The organism is Paenibacillus sp. RRE4, from assembly GCF_031844205.1.
Taxonomy (GTDB): Bacteria; Bacillota; Bacilli; order Paenibacillales; family Paenibacillaceae; genus Paenibacillus; species Paenibacillus xylanexedens_B.
In genome coordinates this window covers 36,783-55,786 of record NZ_JAUZUT010000012.1, presented here as the reverse complement: position 1 = coordinate 55,786, position 19,004 = coordinate 36,783, and the positions used below count along the sequence as shown (strand labels likewise).

The window sequence follows — 19,004 nt, the reverse complement described above, 5'->3', positions numbered from 1 at the left end:
ATTAGTTCACCTCCTGCACAATGGACACAAAGCGCTCAGCAATCGCCTTATGTTCATTAAAGCCTGTCAATTGATTAAACACTTCCTCCAGTGACCCTTCCATCGATTGCTGCTGAAGTTGCTTGAACGTACCGTCTGCCACGACACGCCCCTCGGCAATCAATATAATCCGGCTACTGATCTTCTCCACCACATCCATAATGTGTGACGAATAGAAGATGGTTGTGCCTTTTGCGGACAACTGTGACAAAATCTCTTTCACTACCATCACACTATTGGCATCCAACCCGCTCAGCGGTTCATCCAGGAATAACAGATCAGGATCATGCAGCAGAGCCGAGATTAACAGCACTTTCTGACGCATCCCCTTTGAGAAGGAGGCAATGCGGGAATGATATGATTTTTCCAGTCCAAAACAATCCATCAACAGCTTTGCTTTGTAATCCGCATCTTCATAAGACAAGCCATATAACTCTCCCGTAAACGTTAAATACTCCGCCGGAGTTAATTGTTCATACAGTTCTGCCACTTCCGGCACATACCCGATTCTACGCTTATATTCCACATCGCCGCCAGCGATATCCTGTCCAAAAATACGAACGTTACCTACATAACCTTCCACTAATCCAAGCAAAATTTTGACCGTTGTACTCTTGCCAGCTCCATTGGGCCCGATGTATCCGATCATCTCCCCACGATTCACTTCCAGATCGATGCCGTTTAATACATAACGCCCGTTATACCGCATACGTAAGCCTTCAATTGACAGTACTTGTTCTCCAGTCGTTTCCGATCTCATTTGTTCACCAGCCACTTCGTTATCCAGCTCCTTGTCTATACTATTTCTACAATTCTACTAGTTTACCACAGTTTGGATTAGGGGATCTATGAACTCTATAAAGTACAACAAAAAAAGACGCTTCATTCAAAGCGTCTTTCTGCTAATATGATCGGTCTAAGCTGTATATACTACAAACAGTGATCCTAGTCGAAAATCAATTCCATCCATTCCACACTTCGTTGCAATTTATCAATTAATCCTCGTCATCAAAATCCTGATCAAACGACAACACCTTACCTGTGTTCGCGTCGATATCCACGTCTGCCTCACCTTGAGCTGTTCTCAGCTCAATCTCGTAGACATAACGACCATTGTCACGATCCAGCTCAACCTTCGTTACTTTGCCACCAGTCACTTGTTTCAGTGCAATGTTGGAAGCTTGTGCAACCGTCAATTTCACCTGATTGGAAACAGAAGTACTTGAAGAGTTACCTGTTCCATTATCCCGATAATCATCATCGTCATCGTAGTCATCATCATTAACAACGGCCAAAACTTTACCCGTATAAGCGTCCAACCTAACTGTCACATCAGGGTTACCTTTTCTGTCGATCTCGACTTCATAGAAGGTTTGACCGTTTCTACGCTCCAGATCCACATCATCCACTTTGCCTTCCACTGCTTTCAGCGCTATGGATTTAGCTTGGGATACGGTCAGCAGTTTACCTGTGTTGTTCTGGTTCGCACTCGTGGATTGTGTCGTTTGAGATTGTACTTGTGGCGCCGGTTGCCCGTTCATATTGCCGCTAGCCGCGACCGCTGATCCACCAAGCAACACCGCTGCCGACAAGCTTCCAATCCAAAGTTTATGTTTGTTCATCATCATCATTCATCTCCTTGTTATTGTTCTCGTTCTCGTCTACATATTTAGAATAACCTGGGCGAATGAGAGATTAGAGAGAGAAAGATTAGAATTTGATGAGAAAATGAGGAGAGTATTCTTACCCCTTTTCAGAAAATAACGTAAATTGAACTACAATGAGTATGGACACGATTACTTCAATGTAAGAAATATCCTTTCAGGGGACCATCACTTATCAATACATAGATCCTTATAGAAATTCCTAATCGTCGTCCTTATCCCAAGTTACCGAACGTATGGCACCCGAGATCGCATTCACCTGCACCGTCGCCTCCCGCCCGTCTTCCAGATCGATCTCAACCAGGTAATACGGATTGCCACTGTTCGTGCCACGTAGTTCCACATCATCCACTTCGCCGGGAACTCTCGCAAGCGCCTTCTGCTCGGCCTGCTTCTCATTTAGAAACTGTGGCTCTTTATCCGTTCCTCCCGTTGCTGATGGCGGAGATGGCTTGATCGCTTTGGAGGAAATAATCTCGCCCGTATATGGATCAAGCGTCAGTTCTTGGCGGCTGTTATCCCTGGCTTCCACCACTGCGGTGTACACGGGACTACCCTGTTGTTCAACCAGTTCCAGCGACACAAGATGCTCCCCGGCTCTTTGCTTCAGTAACTCCGCCTTCATCTGCTCACGGCTCCATAACGTCTTCTCTTCAGCCTGCGGACTCGATTCCAGACGTTTGATGGATTGAACGGTCGCCGTGAATGCATCGGCCTGCACATCGTATAAACCGGTCTCCGAACGGAGCTGCATCGAATACGTACCGTCCTTCAGGGTAGAATGAACGATCTCCCCCGGATATTGATTCAGCACAGATTGAGCAACCGCATCAGCAGATAACTGCTCACGGGCTGGTTCCCAAGGTTTCCACCATATCACTGCTACGAGGAGCATTACAGCCAGTGTTCCGGCCCCCAACCACAGTACCTTTGGTGATCCTATACCTCTGTGACTTCTATTTATATTTTTATTTCCGAGCCTATGCTCATGTTCACTTCGTATCATTTCAGGCCGCTTTTCCTGCTCTGTCATACGCACTTCCTCCTCACGTTCTTCCACAACTTATCTGAGTATTTACGTTGAAACGCCATTTACCAGCCTTGTATGTCATCAGTATAGAAGAGAAGAATGAGAATTTCATGAGAGTGTGCTACTTCGGCTATCCGATTTGGATCGCGGTAAAATAATACATGCCTCCGTGCCAACACCCTCTGCACTCGTTAGCTCAATCTGTGCTCCGACAGCGCCTGCCAGCTCCTTGGCAAGCGACAGTCCGAGACCAGACCCGCTGGCACTTCCGCTTCGGGTTCTGGAGACATCGACCTGGTAAAAACGGTCAAATACTTTCGCCAGATCCTCCTGCCGCATACCTATACCTGTATCCACGATCCGTATCAGGCAGTTTTCGCCCTGGCTCTCCAGTCTGACTTCAATGGCATCTTCACTATATTTCCGTGCATTATCCAGCAAAATAAACAGTAGCTGCTTCAGCTTGCTCTCATCACTGATCGCCCAGATGGGGCCCGAAACGTCACAATGCACTTCACGGTGATATGCTTCACGGAATGCACGCGTAGAACCCTCAGCCAGCTTCGCAATATCTATACGCTCCAGTTGTACATTCCATTGCTCCGGCTGCTTGGCCAGGAGCAACAGCTGCTCCGTTAACTCACGCATACGTACCGATTCCGACAGAATCGCTTCCACCGCTTCATCGAATACTTCAGGCCGCTCCTTCCCCCTGCGCTTGAGCAGACTGGCATAACTCTCAATGATCGTCAGCGGTGTTTTTAGCTCATGTGATGCATCCGAGACAAAGCGTTCCTGCCGTTCGAAGTTCGACTCCAGCAGATCCATCATGCGATTGAACGTCTGGCCCATCGTGTTCAATTCGTCCTTTGAGGTTTCCTCCAGCGTTAGCCGCTTAAAATGTCCACTCGCTTGAATATCACTCATCGTACGTGTCATTTGCTGAATTGGTCTTGTCATGCGGTTCGCCAAAATTCGGCTGGAGACCACCGCAGGAATCAGCGCAATAATGGTGACAATCACTAATACCGTTCGTAGGGTAGCAAGCCCCTGCTCTGTTTCTGCCACACTCTGGGTAACCTGCAAGTTTACGACTTCTCCATCCGGCCAAATTAATGGCATGGAAACCCACACATAACCAACCTGATCCAACTGGAGATACGCGGCTTTCTTCTCATTCTCATATTGAAAAGACAACTTGCTGAGTTGTTCGGATGCTCCCGTTGTAGTCACAGGTGAACTGCTACCGTCTTCATGTACAATGCGTAGCATGCCGTTCACGGGCGCATAAGCCCGAAGCAGATCGTCTGGCGGAATTGAGCCAGCGGACTGTCGTACTCCCGCGACGATCGACTCGGCTTCCGCTTCGACTCGGCGAATCTCATTATTAATGGATACTCGCTCAAATACGAGATAAACGGAAAGATTCGCCGCAATTAATAGCACAGCAAATAAAACCGACGAATATCCGTAGATTTTACTGCGCAAGCTCATGATTGCTCCTTCAGGACGTATCCTACGCCCCTTACGGTATGTATTAGAGGTGGCGTGAATCCGTTATCCACCTTCTTGCGCACATAACGGATATACACGTCCACCACATTGGTATCCCCATAATAATCGTATCCCCACACGGATTGTACGATCTGATCCCGACTGAGCACCTGACGCTGGTTGCGTAGCAAATACACCAGCAGATCAAACTCTCGAGGGGTAAGCTCTATTGCTTGTCCATCCCGAAAAACCTCGCGCGTCCCTTCATGCAGTTTCAAATCAGCAGCAGTTAACCACGCTGTGTCTGCTTCCTGTTGCTGAACTGCTGATTCATTCACCGTTTCCTGCTCCGGGGCATGATTCAATGTCCTTGCAGAAGAAGCCGCAGCAAGTCGCAATGCTGCACGAACTCGGGCCAGCAACTCTTCAATCTGAAAAGGCTTCGTGATATAGTCGTTGGCGCCAAGATCCAGACCGGACACTTTATCCTCCACTGAATCCTTCGCTGTCAGCATAAGGATTGGGATAGCAGCATCCCTGGCTCGAATTCGTCGCAAAACCTCGATGCCACTCAGACCAGGCAACATGATATCCAGTAAAATCAAATCCCATTGCCCCTTGCTATACTTTTCCAACCCTTCTGTTCCACTGCCTGCTTTCGTGACCTGATACCCTTCGTACTGCAATTCCAGTTCAAGCAACCTTGCAATCTTGGGTTCATCTTCAATGACCAGCACAGCTTCATTCATGCTGATTCCCCCTCACCCGTCAATCCTTCTCCCGCTAGTTTACAACATCTGTTTACAATTTGCCTAAAGCGTCCGATACGGCATGCTCTCCAGCTATCAGATCAAAGGCTATCCGATACGTCTTCTCTTCCTGCAAGGAGGCTGCGATGACACGTGCCACATCTTCACGAGCAATGCTACCCGGTTTCAGGTCAGTACCCACAGCCACTTTGCCGGTTCCCGGTTCATTTTTCAGACCTCCGGGACGGATAATGGTATAGTTCAGATCACTGGCAAACAATGCACGATCCGCAAAATGCTTTGCCACATAATACGGTTTGATCTCTTCCGGCCATTTACTCCGCTGATCGGCCCCATAGGCGCTGACCAGAATATATCTGGAAATACCCTGTTTCTCTGCGGCCTCCATCGTTTTCACTGCACCGTCCAGGTCAATTAACAATGTTTTGTCCGGACCAGTTGAGCCGCCTGAACCAGCTGTAAACACGATGGCATTCTGATCTTTCATCGCTTCGGCAAGCTCATCCACGGTACCCTCCAGATCACCCATGACAACCTGTGCACCAAGTTCCTTCAGTGCATCTGCCTGCTCCGGCTTGCGAATCATGGCCGTAACCTGATGTTTGCCTTCCTGCGACAGCTGTTCCACCAGGTGTTTACCAATCTGTCCATTTGCTCCAATCACCAGTACGTTCATTGTTCATTCTCCTCTCAGGTTGTGCAAAAGAGCAATAACAATGCTCCCTGTCTGCTATAATTTTGTTTATCTTATAGACTTTTAATGTAAAAGCCTCACCTTATCTTTTAAACGAAAGCGGCTGCTTTTAAGCGCTAGCTGAGTCGCTCGACGCTCCACATCTTGGCTCTGTGATATGTATCGTAATACGGTATACTAACAGAATTGTTTGGAAAGCGAGCACGTACTGTCCTGCTCATGATAAAGGGAACCCGGGCTCCTATCGGTTACTAACGTTCCGTTTAATATCTGTATAAATCCCTGCGTTCATACCTGTAAAGCTCCCGTCTTCGCCTCTTTGAGTTTACGTTAGGTAACGACTGCATAACAAAAAAGGACGCCCGATGGGCGCCCTTTAACGTTAGTGTTATAGATTAATAAGCCAGTGCGAACAAGCCATGGATGTGGGACAGGTAACGGATGTTACTTGCTTCTTTCATCATGGTTGCAGGCAGACCTTTCAGACGAGTCTGGTTGCCACCGATCATGCCGACAGCGTCTTTACGACCCAGACTTCCCAGCGTACCGGAGAAGATTGGCGAGAAGGATTCCATTGCGCCACCTTTGAACATTACGCCCAGGTTGTGACCGATGGTTTCACCCATTTGCCAAGCCAGTTGTGCTGTTGGAGGGTACGGACGAGCACCTTCGCTAGGGAAGACCACTGCGCTGTCACCAGCAACAAACACGTCTTTGTGAGATGTGGATTGCAGCACTTCCGTTACTTTTGCACGGCCGCGATCCACTTCGATTCCACTGTTGGCAACAACTGCATTACCTTGTACGCCACCTGTCCATACCAGTGTGTTTGTAGGGATGGAGCTGCCGTCTTTCAGCATAACTTCGTTTTCTTTCATCTCTGTAATCGCTACGCCAACAATGAAGTTTACGCCGCGTTTTTCGAGACTGGATTTTGCACGATCAACCAGCTCTGGCGGGAAACCTGCCAGGATGGAAGGACCTGCTTCAACCGTGTAGAGGGAGATATCGTTGAAATCGATACCTTTTTCTTTACATACACCTGGAAGAAGATCAACGAATTCGCCGACAAGCTCGATACCTGTCAAACCGCCGCCACCGATAACAAATGTAGCGTCTGCTTTGTTGCCGGATTGCTTGTATGCATCCAGACGTGCTTCAACATGCGCACGAATACGGTTTGCATCACTAACGGATTTCAGCGTGAAGCTGTATTCCTGCAGTCCCGGAATTCCGAAGTAAGCTGTTTCGCTACCCAGAGCAACAACGAGTGCATCGTAAGAGTAAGTGGAGCCGCTAGTCATGAGAACTTTTTTCTCGTCCGGCTTGATTGTATCCACCGTATCGATTTTCAGGTTGACATCTTTACCGCGCAGCAATTTTTCAAGCGGGAGAGCAACAGCTTGCTCAGAAATGCTTCCTGCTGCAAGACGGTGCAGTTCCGTAATAATTTGGTGTGTAGGGTAACGGTTCACGACAGTAATTGTCGCTTCTTCCGGAGTCAAGTATTGACGCGCAGTCAGCGCAGTCAACAGACCGCCGTATCCTCCACCCAAGATCAAAATTTGCTTCGACATATCCATCCTCCGTTCTTTCTAAGTCTTAACGTTTCGATTGCCCACGCTCGTTCAGGACGCTCAGGAAAGATTGAGCAAAACGAAGCGTTTGTTGTACGTTTGGATCTTTAAGCATTTTGAGCATAGCGAACAGGCCAACCGAAGATTGTTCGGCTTGCGCACGGTCATTTGCCTCGATGGCAGCAGAAGCAACACCTTTGGCTTTGTCTACAACAGGTTTAGCGAACTCGCCCATTGCACTCATCGTGTCGCTGATCAGAACTTTGTCCGTAGCGATACCTTGTGCGAAGTCGTAAGCTTTCGTCATTGCAGTAACCATTTCAGCCAATTTAGGCAGGTTCTCCACCAATACAGTTAAAGACTCCTGTACCTCGGGCTTCATCAGTTGATCCAGTACGTCCAGGGACTGGCGCTCTGCGCCTTCTGTTACTGGCACCTCTTGTTGAGTAGGCGATTGTGACATAAGAGAAAGTCCTCCTTTACTTTGGGATAGAAGTCCGCGACTTTCATGATGCCTGTCAAGCTGAGCCGAACCACAAATACATCAATACACTAAATGTACCAAATTTCACACATTAGGATAAGAGCATCCAAAAAGACGACTCTCACGCATGCATGGTATGTTGGGTCTGTTGCGCACAACGTATGTTGACGCACAAAACGACAAGCAGGCCGAAATCGAACTCTATACCCTTATATTACACCTCTTACACATGAACATGAAAAAGAAATTTTTTACACTTGTGAAGATATTGTGAACATTGTAACAAAATCGATTTTTTTGTCAAGGAGTGTTGGCTTGTCTCGACGGGTCATATTTCTTTGCCAAACGCCACAAGCTACCATATGTGGTATTAAGACATGATCACAACAAACCATATGTACGAAAAGCACATATGAAAGTGCATGTTGAACGTTTTTTCAGGAATGGATTTCCAAAAATCTAGCGTTCATGCAACGAATTTGGTCACTTTGGTTATTATGCAGCGACAGCCCCAGCCTTATTCTCCCCATTCAAACATCTTACTCAAGCAAGTATGGACCTTCTCGGAAGAGAATGCAAAATTTCCACACTAGATAGGTGCGCTCACAACTTCAGTTTAGAACCCCTTCTCAAATCTCTTGTAATCGTGAACGTTTAAATTATCCTCAGCCCGGTTAATAAGGACTACACCAGACAACGAAGGAGATGTTCGATATGAGTAATTCAACTGGCGATAAAATTAAAGCAGGCATTAATAAGGCCAAAGGCGAAGTGAAGGATCAGATCGGTAACGCGACGAACAACAAGTCCCTTCAGGCTGAGGGTAAAATGGATAAGGCCAAAGGGGCCGTTCAAGATAAAGTGGCCGATGTGAAAAAACATCACGAATAATGTATTCTGGTTTGCATTCTTGGATCGTCTTTACGCACCTTGTGTGAAGATCGCAAGAGTGGCAAGCCAGCCTGACCGTCGAAGTTTGGGCTCAATTCGTTCGGATACGCTGAACATCTGAATCTGATGACGGGGGCGCAAAAAAAGCCAAGGAAGGTGCCGAACAACCACCCTTCCCTGGCTTTTTTTGTTTTTATAACGCTGGTACGGAATACCGTGCCATATCAATGATAAAGCTACGACTTGTACGTGTTGTATGGTACTCCCGGTTGAATAGTCTAACCCAGTCGGCATGCTCCTGGTACCATTGGAATGTCCTCTCCAGGCCCTGCTCCAGTGAAGTCTGGGGATACCAGCCAAACGATGCGCGCAACTTGCCGGAGTGTACAACCAAGCTGGAACCTCTGGATTGCGTAGGCTCCAGTTCCCTGATCTCCTTCGCTGTTGCTGATCGATCGAGAGGTTCCAGTAACATCCCGATCTCTTGCATTGTCGTTCCAATACCGGTAGAGATGTTATAGGTCTGTCCATCTTGGCCATGGGTCATAATCTGCTCGATCGCTCGAAGCGCATCATCGATATACAGGAAATCACGTACAGCTGATCCCTGAATATCCAGCGGCAATCCATCCAGCATGCGCCCGAAGTTACGCGGAATAATGCGATCAGGAAGTTGCCATGGTCCGTATAAATTGGTCAGACGGAATGTTTTCACCGGAAGTTGATAGCATTGAGCGTAGGACTGGGCTAGTGTCTCGCAAGCGACTTTCGAGGCAGAATAAGGGGAGACAGGCGCATAAGGGTCTGATTCGTTGTACACTCTGCCCCATTCGCCACCATACACTTCAACGGACGAAGCGAGTAAAAAAGAAATGTCGTGATCGGTAGCATATTGCAGGATAGCTTGTGTACTGAGAGTATTATTGCGAAATACCTCTGCAGGCTGATGATATGAATAGTCGACGTGAGGCATGGCGGCGAGATGAATAATGTAATCTGTGTTAGGGGGCAAATGAATATTGTCTTTAGCAAGGTTACACTTGATGAATGGCATGTCGTGCAATGGAGAGCGGTGAACAAGTCTCTGACAGTAGTCATCCTGATCGAGCATAGTGACCTGATGTCCCTTTTGCGCCAAAAACTGTGAAAGATTAAATCCAACAAATCCGGAAGCTCCTGTAACCACAATGTTCACACATCTTCCCCCTACTCATTTTTTTCATCGGGCGCTTTAAAGAGAATGTCTGTATCGAGTATAACCTGAAAATGATACAATTTGTATCATTTTACAAATATTTTTTATTCCTTTATTCCCTGAAAGGTTAATAGATGGAAAGAGGTGAAGCAAAATGAGAGATCCAAGGCAAGATTATAGCGATATCCAGTCCATGAAATTTCAAGACGACGGAGTCATTCCGAATCATCCGCATCTGCCAGTACTTCTGTACAAAGGAGTCTGGCGTACCGAACCTACCCTTGCCGAATCCGGCATGAACCGGAACGGATGGGGCAATAGCTGGATCAACGGTGTATATGATTATCATCATTATCACAGCGATGCACACGAGGCGCTTGCGGTAATGAGCGGATTTGTTAAGTTAATTATCGGCGGTGAGAACGGAAAGAAGGTCTATCTGGAGAGTGGGGACGTGGTTGTATTGCCTGCCGGAACCGGCCATAAACGTCTGGAAGCCAGTCCTGATTTTCGGATCGCGGGAGCTTATCCTGAAGGTATGCGTTACAACACTCGTACAGGCAAACCAGGGGAGCGGCCTGAGGTGTTGCAAGAAATTCTAGACGTTCCTGTACCGGACACAGACCCGGTGTATGGGAAAGGCGGACCTTTAACCAAGCTGTGGTTCAATCACAGGGTTTGAGTTTGTTGTCGTAATGAAAACCATATAAGCAGGGGGAGGATTTTCCGAATGGAGCTACATTTCCCCTGCTATTCGAACACGATAGAAGCGCATGGCACGCGGGCTGCCCTCCATATCAAGTTTGCCCTGAAGTACAAGCTGACGCACCCGGTACTCAATAAATGAGTCTCCGACAGCTTGAGACAGATTTCCGAGCACCTCTCCCACGATTCGTGCGGCATTGATGAATTCGCCGGATTCCCGTTCAGCAGAAAGTTTTTTCACCTGCTCCAAAATGAACTCATCCAGACTGTCCTCAGAGACGCTGTGGACTACATGATCTTTCATCAGTCTCAAAGTTCCTGGCTGTGTAGCCAAGTCGAGCCACTCTTGTTCCATAACGCTCCGCTGCTCTGAAGATAACGGCTGGACATGCATACTTTTCTTCCACATGGAGGCCAATTGATCAGGCATCGACTCGCCCAAACGGAAAAGATCCCGTTCAGATTCGGCATCATCAAATGCTTGAAACAGTTTCGTGGTATCGATTAATTGAATTGGACTTCGACGACGATGGCGTAGCAGATGAAGTACATATAACAGGCCGGTTCGTTCATGAGCATTATTCGCATACCAGATAATGATCCGGGTTTCTTCAGCAATTGAATTGATCAATAGCCCTATACGCTTCAACTGCTCCAAACCTTGCAGAAGATACTGCCCATGCTCCGTCAGGTAAAGTTTCTCCGCCAACCACAGATGTCTACGTTGCAACACCAATGCATCCGTCAAATCACCCAAAGGACCAACAGCATAATGATCATTTAGAGAAAAGAAATGTCTATGTTCCCGATTGGGGAACTTCCCCATGGCCACTTTGACACTTCCCAGAGGGGATTCCCCAATAGCGATATGGATCTCCTTTATATTTTGCAAATCTGGCCATGGAAGTCCCTCTTGTCTAAGCTTCCGCTCCTGGTGCAATCGGCTGAACAACTGGTGTTGCCTCTCTGCAAACGACATATTATCTGTGTCTTTAAGCTTGTCACTCCGTGCCATGTCTGTCCGCAGGTAAAGCTCACGTAACAATGCTCTTAACTCATCCTCATTCATCTGATGTAATTCGTTATCAAAATCAAAGACACTTTGTATCATGCAGGAGCCTCCTCAGATTTGAGTGGTGTTTATGAGGAAATCGATTTTTCCGAAGCCTGATGTATCGGATGTCGTTCATCTTGATCAGGGTTAAACCGGGTGAAGTGACGTTCCAATTTTCGGCTCGCCCACAGGGATACCGCAATGAACAACACGACGCCGATCCAGCGTACCGGATGCTCCAGAAACTGCTCTACATTTGAACCAATATACGTTACAGAGAAAATCATAATCCCTTTACCGAGCCCCACCGCGAGCAGGAAGGATAACAATCGCATACGGGCGATACCTGCAGCCACATTAATTATGACAAATGGCCCCACGGGAAAAATGCTAAGCAGGAATACATAACTGAATGCGTTTCTGCGAATCCATACCATACTGCGCTGCACACGCGGTTTGCGTGCCCACTTTTCCACAAATGCAGACTTCCCGATCTCTCGCACGATCAGAAAGGTCACGGTACAGCCAAGCACCATGCCGATCCAGGAGTACAAAAACCCTGCCCACAACCCGTACACCGCTCCGTTCACACCCACAATTAATAACGTTGGAAGCGGTGGTACAAAAGACTTCATAAACGTAAGCAAAATGCCCGGCAATGGACCGAGAGAACGAAACTTCTCCAGCCAGAACCGAATATTTTCTTCCGTGATGTATGACATAATATCAAGTGCCGCTGGTGTCATCCGCATCCATCCAATCTATTCGATCTAGTTCATTTATCAAGTATAACGTACATTCGGATGTCGCATCGTTGTCAATTTGAAGAAATATTCGAATTGGGGCACAAGCCAAAAAAGCACACCCTGATCATTCACCAAGGTGTGCTCTACATATGAACTCTCCTGAATCTTCAGGAGCATAGCTTGTCTATCGCTTATTCCAATCCCGTTTCCTGTATCTCCAGCGCGAGTAGTTCTGCCTGATGGGCTGCATTCCACTCTGGAATGCCCGAGCGCATGAACTCGTCGGCATCCATCGCCGCTTTGGATTGATTACACAGATTGCAGGCACATACACAATTGAGCGGTGTTGTATGTCCACCTTTGGCCCGTGGAAGAAGATGATCAATGGTATCTCCATAGGAGCCGCAGAAGTAACAGGTATACTTGTCACGCTCCAGAATAAACCGCTTGAAATCCTTATTGCTGAACAATCGGCGAATGGTATACCGATTAATCACAACGGCAGCTTTTTCCTTCACCAGTGTAACGGCAAGTTCCATATCCACTTCCTGATGCCAGCGGCGTCCTTTGTCCGTTTTGCCGCGCATGCGCACCATGCCCTGACGGTTGGTCCGGAGCGAAGCCGGATCTTCCGGGTCAATCGCTGCCGGCGGCGCGTGATGACGCCGCGGACGGCCATCCATGCCAGCCCCGTGACTGCGGCTGGCATGCGATGGCTCGCGCCCGGCGGCGGCTGGCTGTGCCTTCGCCGCCGCATTGGCCTTGCCATTCGCAGCGGCTACGCCTGGCGAATGCACATCCCCGGGCGGACGCTCCCCGCCCGGCAGCCTACCATCCACCGCATGCAGATCGGTGGATGCCTTACTCTCGCTCTCTGCCTGAGCAGAGGCATGCGCATTTATCATCTCTGACGGCTTCTTTTTCCGCCGTCTTCGGCGCTTTTTCCGCTGGCTGGGCGTAGCACTAACCGAAGCAATCGTACCATCCTTCTCCGTCTGGCCGATCCGCACAGTACCAGATTCAGAAGATACCGGACTTGCTAATTCATCTGAATCTACCCGGTTGACCAGATCACGGCCCGGTTCATCTCCAGTGGCTGATTGCATTGAGCCAATACGCTTGCTCCGTTCCTGTTCCCGTTCGTTCTTCACCGGAGATGAAGCCATGTCTTCCCGAAGGGTGTTGTCCATCGCATTTCGACGCTGTTCAGACTTTACGGATTGAGCTGTTTCGGCCATACGTTGTTCTCGTACACCGAGTTGACGACAACGGCGACAAGCTCCGCGCCTGGCTCCCGAACTCGCACGCCTTCCCGTTCTACGCCGAAACTCCGACGCAGGCCGTCGCTCTCCGCAATACATGCATGTCTTGGTTTGTCGCGTTTCGTGTTCTGTCTTCCCTTCGCGGAAAGCGGCTGATCCTGTCTCCATGGTTGTCACCTCGGTTCCGAATGAATCCGGTTTCTTTCTATTGTATCACAACTGCTCGCGAACACCCTCATAGCCGTAAGCCTTGTACTCTTCCGACTTAAATTCAGTTGCCTGCTCACTGCATTCGTGGAGAATGTGCTCCACATATTCCAATATATCTTGCATCGGTTTCCCGCATTGTTCACATCTTGTCATGTATGATCACCTTGATCCTGTTCTCGAAGTTTTCTATAAGTTGAACTAAAGCTGTTTACACGGAGCACTGCGAAGACAGAATAACCTTCCCATCACTGTTATCCCCGGATTTTTTTGATTCCCTTTTCTAAAGGGACAAATCCGATGATAAGCTTATGCTTCCGATGTAGCTTTCTTGCAGAAAGCTTTTAGCCGACCGCTTCGCTTTTCCAGATTTTTTCTGTCCTCTCCGTTTCTGTGTAAATAAATAGTTCAACTTATCATAGTAGTTATTATCGTTCCGCCTTATGATTACCCTTGTATTCTGAAAAAGAAACATTCGTTCCCACGATACACACCCATAGTATCTGCAGAACCCCCGAATCACTTCAGCACAACAAAAAGCCATTCTCAAGCTCAACCTAAGGCTGAACCGGAAAATGGCTTTTAATCAGGTATGATCTGACTTCAAGATCAAACATCCACTTGCCCCGAATGTTGTTGCGGTACAAGACGTGGCTTCGGTTTGGGCAGATTACCGAAGATAATCCAGGCATGTGGCAGGAATCGTGCCGCCAGCCCGACCACAATCCATGAAGCGATCAGTGCAATACCAAATCCGGCGGCGTACCACAGATGAATCAACCAGGATACCCCCGTTTGGGGTGGATGCTCACGATAAAACAGAAGGAAAAACGGATGGATCAGATAAATGCCAAAGGATAATGCACCCAGTCGATTTAGTGGTTTGACGATTAGTGCAGGACCTTTGCGATAGAGCAAGTATGCAATCTGGATAATGACCAGCGCACAGGCAAAGGTATGCACATTCCAGAAAAGCTCATACCATAACGTGTTATAGGTCGCAATTTTCAACCGTAGCAAATAATAAATATAGACGTGAGCAAGTCCCGCCGTGATCCACACAACCCACAGCACAATCCATGAAGCTACGCGCACTTTAGTTGCATTCGCCCGGCTGATCACAAACCATTGTTTGATCTGCGGGAAATACACCCCCATAAAAGCTCCAAGCATGAAATAGGAGAAATAAGAGAAAGCCCAGCTTCCTTTGTTTGGCACCTGGAACCCGTATTTATTACTGACGATGAAGGCCCATTGAATAAAAAGTCCGATCGGGATAGACCACTTTACAACAGAAGGATGTTTTTTCAATAGCCATAGCACGAGTGGGAAGATGAGATAAAATTGCATATTAATAAAGACAAAATATAGATGCGTGTAGGCTTTGCCTGTAAACAGCCTTTCAATAAAAGTAATCAACGACTCATTAAACGGGCGTCCCTGGTAATACAGGTAATGCTGCACAACAAAATACATAATCGAAAACAGGAAGTAAGGCAACAAAATGTAGACAAAGCGCTTCTTGTAAAAATTCGTGACTAATTTCTTGTCTAGCGGACGGGTGTAATAATTATAGAACAGCACAAAGCTGCTCAAAAAAATAAAGGTTGGTGTACCATATTTCATGAAAATATTAACAAAGTTGTACAACCAATAGTAACTGGAATTGGTCATTTCCAGCGTAGCATTGGAGGTGGAATGTACAAATAGCACACCGATAATCGCCACAGCCCGTACGAGATTTAACTCCGGGATTCGTTCTCTTTTCAGTGTTTGACTCATGATATAGAGGTTCTCCTTTATGTATTCGTCAATATGTTAAATATGACTTAGTCCATGAAGCTCTCTATCTATTAAAAAGCATATCGCTTAACATGTGTAGTCCAATTCCTTAATTTTTCTTTAATTTCCAAGAAGTTTTTATACTATTCACATTGTCACACATGTCAAAAAGACCGCTATGACGCGGCCTGCGGCTTGTTGTGTCATTACTCTAACTTTTTTTTGTTTACCGGTACAAAAATGTTAAACTCAGGTTCATGATCATTGGAATCCTGTATGATACGACAAACCCAATAGCTCATCCGGTTGCATCATATTCTTGATTTCATGCAGGCGACGCTTAAATTCGGTCTGCACCTTGCGAATACCTCAGCCCCTGACTAAGCGAACGTTCCCTCCCATCTCAGACCGATCATTGTGGCGGCCTCTTTACCGACCAACTCTGCCGATTGTATTGGTTTCATACACCTCATCCCTTCGTTCAACAATGGAATTGACAATGCCATGTTTTCTGTTCTACCTCTATCTTATACTATAAAAATCACAAAATTTGTAATTATATGTCGCACATGTCCTGATATATAAAACAAAAGACAAGGAGTCGCCTCCCTGCCTTCATCATCCTATCAAAATTTAGTTTTTCTCCCGGCTCGCCAGAATCTGCTTGTACAGGTCAATGGCTACCTGTCTGGAAACTTTCAGATCTACGATCGCATCCTTGCGTGGTTGATGAATCTCCTTGCTATGCAAGTCCTTCAACTCGGGTAGCCACTTGCGAATATAGTCGCCCTGAGCATCGTACTTCTCCGACTGTGTAACCGGATTATTCACACGGAAATATGGCGCAGCATTTTCACCCAGTGATGCGCACCACAGCCAGTTCCCCCGGTTCTGGATGTTATCATAATCTTTCAGCTTTCTTCTGAAGTATGCTTCACCTAGCGTGAACGGACACTGAAGGTTTTTGGTCAAAAACATCGCTGTCAGAATGCGGAGCCGATTGGGCATATGCCCGGTCTCGTTCAGTTCTGTCATCGCGGCATCGATAATCGGGATGCCCGTTTCCGCTTTGCACCAACGTTCGAAATGAGTATCTTGAAGAACAGAGAGATCATACACTTTTTCATACGTAAAGTAATCCTGCTCATAAACTGCCCTGTACAAGTAGAAATCGCGGAAACAGAGCTGTCTGATCCACTCCCCAGCTTCGGAGATACGCTGTGCAGCATCATACATCTTGCGAATAGATACTGCCCCCACAGATACATAAGAGCTGAGATGACTTGGCTCATAGGCCTCGAACTCATCCCGATGATCCCCGTAATCCGCCACCCGTTCGGCCAGAAAACGATCCAGCAACATATGCGGGTCCTCTTCTCCATCTCCTGCCTCATCCGAATTCTCCAACAAAGCACCAGGAACCTTCATAACCTCCGGCCAATCCACATTTCGTTCAGAGACGTCTACATCTGCAATCGTGATTGCAGATGGTGGATTAGGATGTTCGTTCATGAATTCAACCCAGCGTCGATGGAAGGCAGCAAAAACTTTATAGGGTTCTGATTTGCCTGTGAAACTGGCAAAGGCTTTCAGATCAATCAGCAAATGATCCGTCAATTGGGTGAATGTGATCCCATAGGATTCACAGACTTTACGTATCTCCCGATCCCGTTCCATCGCATATGGCGTCATATCCCGATGGACGACAATCTCACTGATCTTACCCTCCATGTGGCTCAGTAACCAATCCACCACTTCAGCGGGTTTACCGTAAGCTACTTGCAGTTGCCGTTTCGCTTTCGTATACTTTCTGCCCAGTGCCGCAGCATGACGGAGGAAGTTTGCACCGCTATGCTCCTTCTCCCGGCCTTGCCGGAGCAGGAATGGATCATAGATCAACACATGCAGGCTCTCTTCTTCCTGCTCACGCAAATAATCCAAAGCGCTTAAATCATCTGTACGCAGATCTTTGCGGTGTATGAATAATTTCACGCGCTACACCCCTTCTGCCTAGGGCGTGTCTTGAAACCTGCTGAAGTGCATCTTTCACCGCCTTTTCGCCCCCTGCTGCGTCAGTTTTCCTTGACATGCCCCGGCACGCCTGCAGAAACTTCCTTGCTTGGAACGAAAATTCAGCAAAACCTGCGTTCTTCAGCGTTTTCAGACACGACCTAATATCTATGGTTTGGTCAGACTTTCGTAGAGTTTGCTCGTTTCAGGCTCGGGCTGATGACCCAGATCCTCTTTCAAGGTCAATGTAAAGGAATGATACAGTCGCAATATGCCTTGTTGATCATCCATGGAAGCATAGACTTCCATCATTAACCGGCAGATTTCTTCCGAATAAGGCTCACGCTCCTGCAATTCAATTAATAGCTCGATTGCCTGCTCTCCCCGCTCATGCGCCATCTCCCAATGAGCGATATCCATGACAAGTCCCATATACTTACGGCGAAGCTCCCTGCTCTTGGATCTGGCCCAATCATAGTCATGCTCCTCCAGATAATCGCCGCGATAGAGCAGGGCAATCTGTCTCAGCTGATTCACATTATCCGAAGTAACCGCTTCATAGGACAAGGCCTGCTCAAATTGTTCAATATCGCTCACCAAGTTACCTGTCAGCAGACGATAACGATTCATATTGTACTCCAGCTTGCCTGTCATGTTCCATTCCTTCAATAATTTACGAATCTGATAGACAGAAGTATGTAGCAGTGTCAGCCCTTTATCCTGAGATACATCGGCCCAAAGCTTATCAAGCAGAACCTCCTTGCTTACCCACTCTTCCCGGTGATGAAACAAAAATGCAAATAACTCCTGTGATTTGGTGGTTCGCCATTTATGCTTCTCGTCGCTATGATCCATACTTCTGAATATATCCAGATGTTTAAAAGTCAACAAACCGGGTGCTTTGAATTCCAATTCCCCGGCTTCGGCTTCAGGTTCCGATTCCTGCACCTCCATCGCCGCTGCTGTCTGAGCGTGATAAGACATCGTACCTGCAATACGATCAATGGTCTTGCTAAGTCTGGCAGAACTGACCGGTTTTAATACATAGTCCAGAGCATGCAACTCAAATGCCTCCACCGCATGGTCCGCATACGCGGTTACAAATATGATTCGAATGCTTGAATCGAGTTGCTGTATATATTCAGCCGCTTCCAGACCATTAACCTCTGGCATACCAATATCCAGAAATACAACATCCACACGATCGATGGTCAAATAGTGAATACCTTCGCGTGCTGTTGAAAAACATTGAACAGGATTAATTCTTCCATCGGACTGCAGCAGACGCTGCAGATGAAGCTGCGCTGGCTTCTCATCATCAATGACTATGGCTCTCAACGTTCCCCAACCTCCTGCCATGAGAGATTTAATATGGATAGCCGCTATATCGGCTTTTGCTT

The 19,004-nt window shown here is 47.3% G+C and carries 18 protein-coding genes; 2 read left to right on the top strand and 16 right to left on the bottom strand.

Annotated features, from left to right (window positions below):
• Nucleotide 1: 1 nt before the first annotated feature.
• From Q9R46_RS26060 to Q9R46_RS26025, 8 genes are all read right to left on the bottom strand, one after another.
• Nucleotides 2–799, bottom strand: coding sequence for an ABC transporter ATP-binding protein (locus Q9R46_RS26060; RefSeq protein WP_145333830.1), 798 nt, complete (start codon nt 797–799; stop codon nt 2–4).
• A 235-nt stretch (nt 800–1,034) separates the two neighbouring features.
• The gene (locus tag Q9R46_RS26055) at nt 1,035–1,664 is read right to left on the bottom strand and encodes a PepSY domain-containing protein (protein WP_186331747.1); all 630 of its coding nucleotides are present in this window, start codon (nt 1,662–1,664) and stop codon (nt 1,035–1,037) included.
• Between the two features lie 241 nt (nt 1,665–1,905).
• The gene (locus Q9R46_RS26050) at nt 1,906–2,736 is read right to left on the bottom strand and encodes a PepSY domain-containing protein (protein ID WP_311282330.1); all 831 of its coding nucleotides are present in this window, start codon (nt 2,734–2,736) and stop codon (nt 1,906–1,908) included.
• A gap of 105 nt (nt 2,737–2,841) precedes the next feature.
• Nucleotides 2,842–4,227 carry a sensor histidine kinase gene (locus Q9R46_RS26045; RefSeq protein WP_311282329.1) on the bottom strand — a complete coding sequence of 462 codons (1,386 nt, stop codon included), beginning with the start codon at nt 4,225–4,227 and terminating at the stop codon, nt 2,842–2,844.
• On the bottom strand, nt 4,224–4,976 hold the full coding sequence (locus Q9R46_RS26040; protein WP_311282328.1) for a response regulator transcription factor: 753 nt from the start codon (nt 4,974–4,976) through the stop codon (nt 4,224–4,226). The genes Q9R46_RS26045 and Q9R46_RS26040 overlap by 4 nt, the downstream gene beginning before the upstream one ends.
• Before the next feature lie 52 nt (nt 4,977–5,028).
• The gene (locus Q9R46_RS26035) at nt 5,029–5,673 is read right to left on the bottom strand and encodes an SDR family oxidoreductase (RefSeq protein ID WP_311282327.1); all 645 of its coding nucleotides are present in this window, start codon (nt 5,671–5,673) and stop codon (nt 5,029–5,031) included.
• 413 nt (nt 5,674–6,086) lie between these two features.
• Nucleotides 6,087–7,268 (bottom strand): NAD(P)/FAD-dependent oxidoreductase, encoded by a 1,182-nt coding sequence (locus Q9R46_RS26030; RefSeq protein ID WP_145333676.1) that lies wholly within the window; start codon nt 7,266–7,268, stop codon nt 6,087–6,089.
• A 25-nt stretch (nt 7,269–7,293) separates the two neighbouring features.
• Entirely contained in the window at nt 7,294–7,731 is a 438-nt protein-coding gene (locus Q9R46_RS26025) for a DUF1641 domain-containing protein (RefSeq protein WP_145413953.1), read from the bottom strand.
• Nucleotides 7,732–8,466: 735 nt separating this feature from the next.
• Between Q9R46_RS26025 and Q9R46_RS26020 the strand changes: the two genes are divergently transcribed.
• Nucleotides 8,467–8,643, top strand: a complete 177-nt coding sequence (locus Q9R46_RS26020) for a CsbD family protein (protein WP_090921556.1) — start codon at nt 8,467–8,469, stop codon at nt 8,641–8,643.
• 193 nt (nt 8,644–8,836) lie between these two features.
• On the opposite strand, the gene Q9R46_RS26015 is transcribed toward Q9R46_RS26020, so the two are convergent.
• A complete protein-coding gene (locus Q9R46_RS26015) occupies nt 8,837–9,838 on the bottom strand; it encodes an NAD-dependent epimerase/dehydratase family protein (protein ID WP_311282326.1) in 1,002 nt (333 codons plus the stop codon).
• 154 nt (nt 9,839–9,992) lie between these two features.
• Between Q9R46_RS26015 and Q9R46_RS26010 the strand changes: the two genes are divergently transcribed.
• Entirely contained in the window at nt 9,993–10,520 is a 528-nt protein-coding gene (locus Q9R46_RS26010; protein WP_311282325.1) for a cupin domain-containing protein, read from the top strand.
• A gap of 54 nt (nt 10,521–10,574) precedes the next feature.
• Here the strand turns inward: Q9R46_RS26010 and Q9R46_RS26005 are convergent, their stop codons facing one another.
• From Q9R46_RS26005 to Q9R46_RS25975, 7 genes are all read right to left on the bottom strand, one after another.
• On the bottom strand, nt 10,575–11,654 hold the full coding sequence (locus Q9R46_RS26005) for a DUF1835 domain-containing protein (protein WP_311282324.1): 1,080 nt from the start codon (nt 11,652–11,654) through the stop codon (nt 10,575–10,577).
• A 29-nt stretch (nt 11,655–11,683) separates the two neighbouring features.
• Nucleotides 11,684–12,343 (bottom strand): TVP38/TMEM64 family protein, encoded by a 660-nt coding sequence (locus tag Q9R46_RS26000; RefSeq protein ID WP_311282323.1) that lies wholly within the window; start codon nt 12,341–12,343, stop codon nt 11,684–11,686.
• A gap of 191 nt (nt 12,344–12,534) precedes the next feature.
• Nucleotides 12,535–13,773 (bottom strand): HNH endonuclease, encoded by a 1,239-nt coding sequence (locus tag Q9R46_RS28635; protein ID WP_397386422.1) that lies wholly within the window; start codon nt 13,771–13,773, stop codon nt 12,535–12,537.
• Nucleotides 13,774–13,818: 45 nt separating this feature from the next.
• Nucleotides 13,819–13,968, bottom strand: a complete 150-nt coding sequence (locus Q9R46_RS25990) for a hypothetical protein (protein WP_186331745.1) — start codon at nt 13,966–13,968, stop codon at nt 13,819–13,821.
• A 453-nt stretch (nt 13,969–14,421) separates the two neighbouring features.
• The gene (locus Q9R46_RS25985; RefSeq protein WP_145333680.1) at nt 14,422–15,594 is read right to left on the bottom strand and encodes an acyltransferase; all 1,173 of its coding nucleotides are present in this window, start codon (nt 15,592–15,594) and stop codon (nt 14,422–14,424) included.
• Between the two features lie 633 nt (nt 15,595–16,227).
• Nucleotides 16,228–17,586 (bottom strand): cryptochrome/photolyase family protein, encoded by a 1,359-nt coding sequence (locus tag Q9R46_RS25980; protein WP_311282322.1) that lies wholly within the window; start codon nt 17,584–17,586, stop codon nt 16,228–16,230.
• A gap of 186 nt (nt 17,587–17,772) precedes the next feature.
• Entirely contained in the window at nt 17,773–18,942 is a 1,170-nt protein-coding gene (locus Q9R46_RS25975) for a response regulator (protein ID WP_311282321.1), read from the bottom strand.
• Between the last annotated feature and the right edge of the window lie 62 nt (nt 18,943–19,004).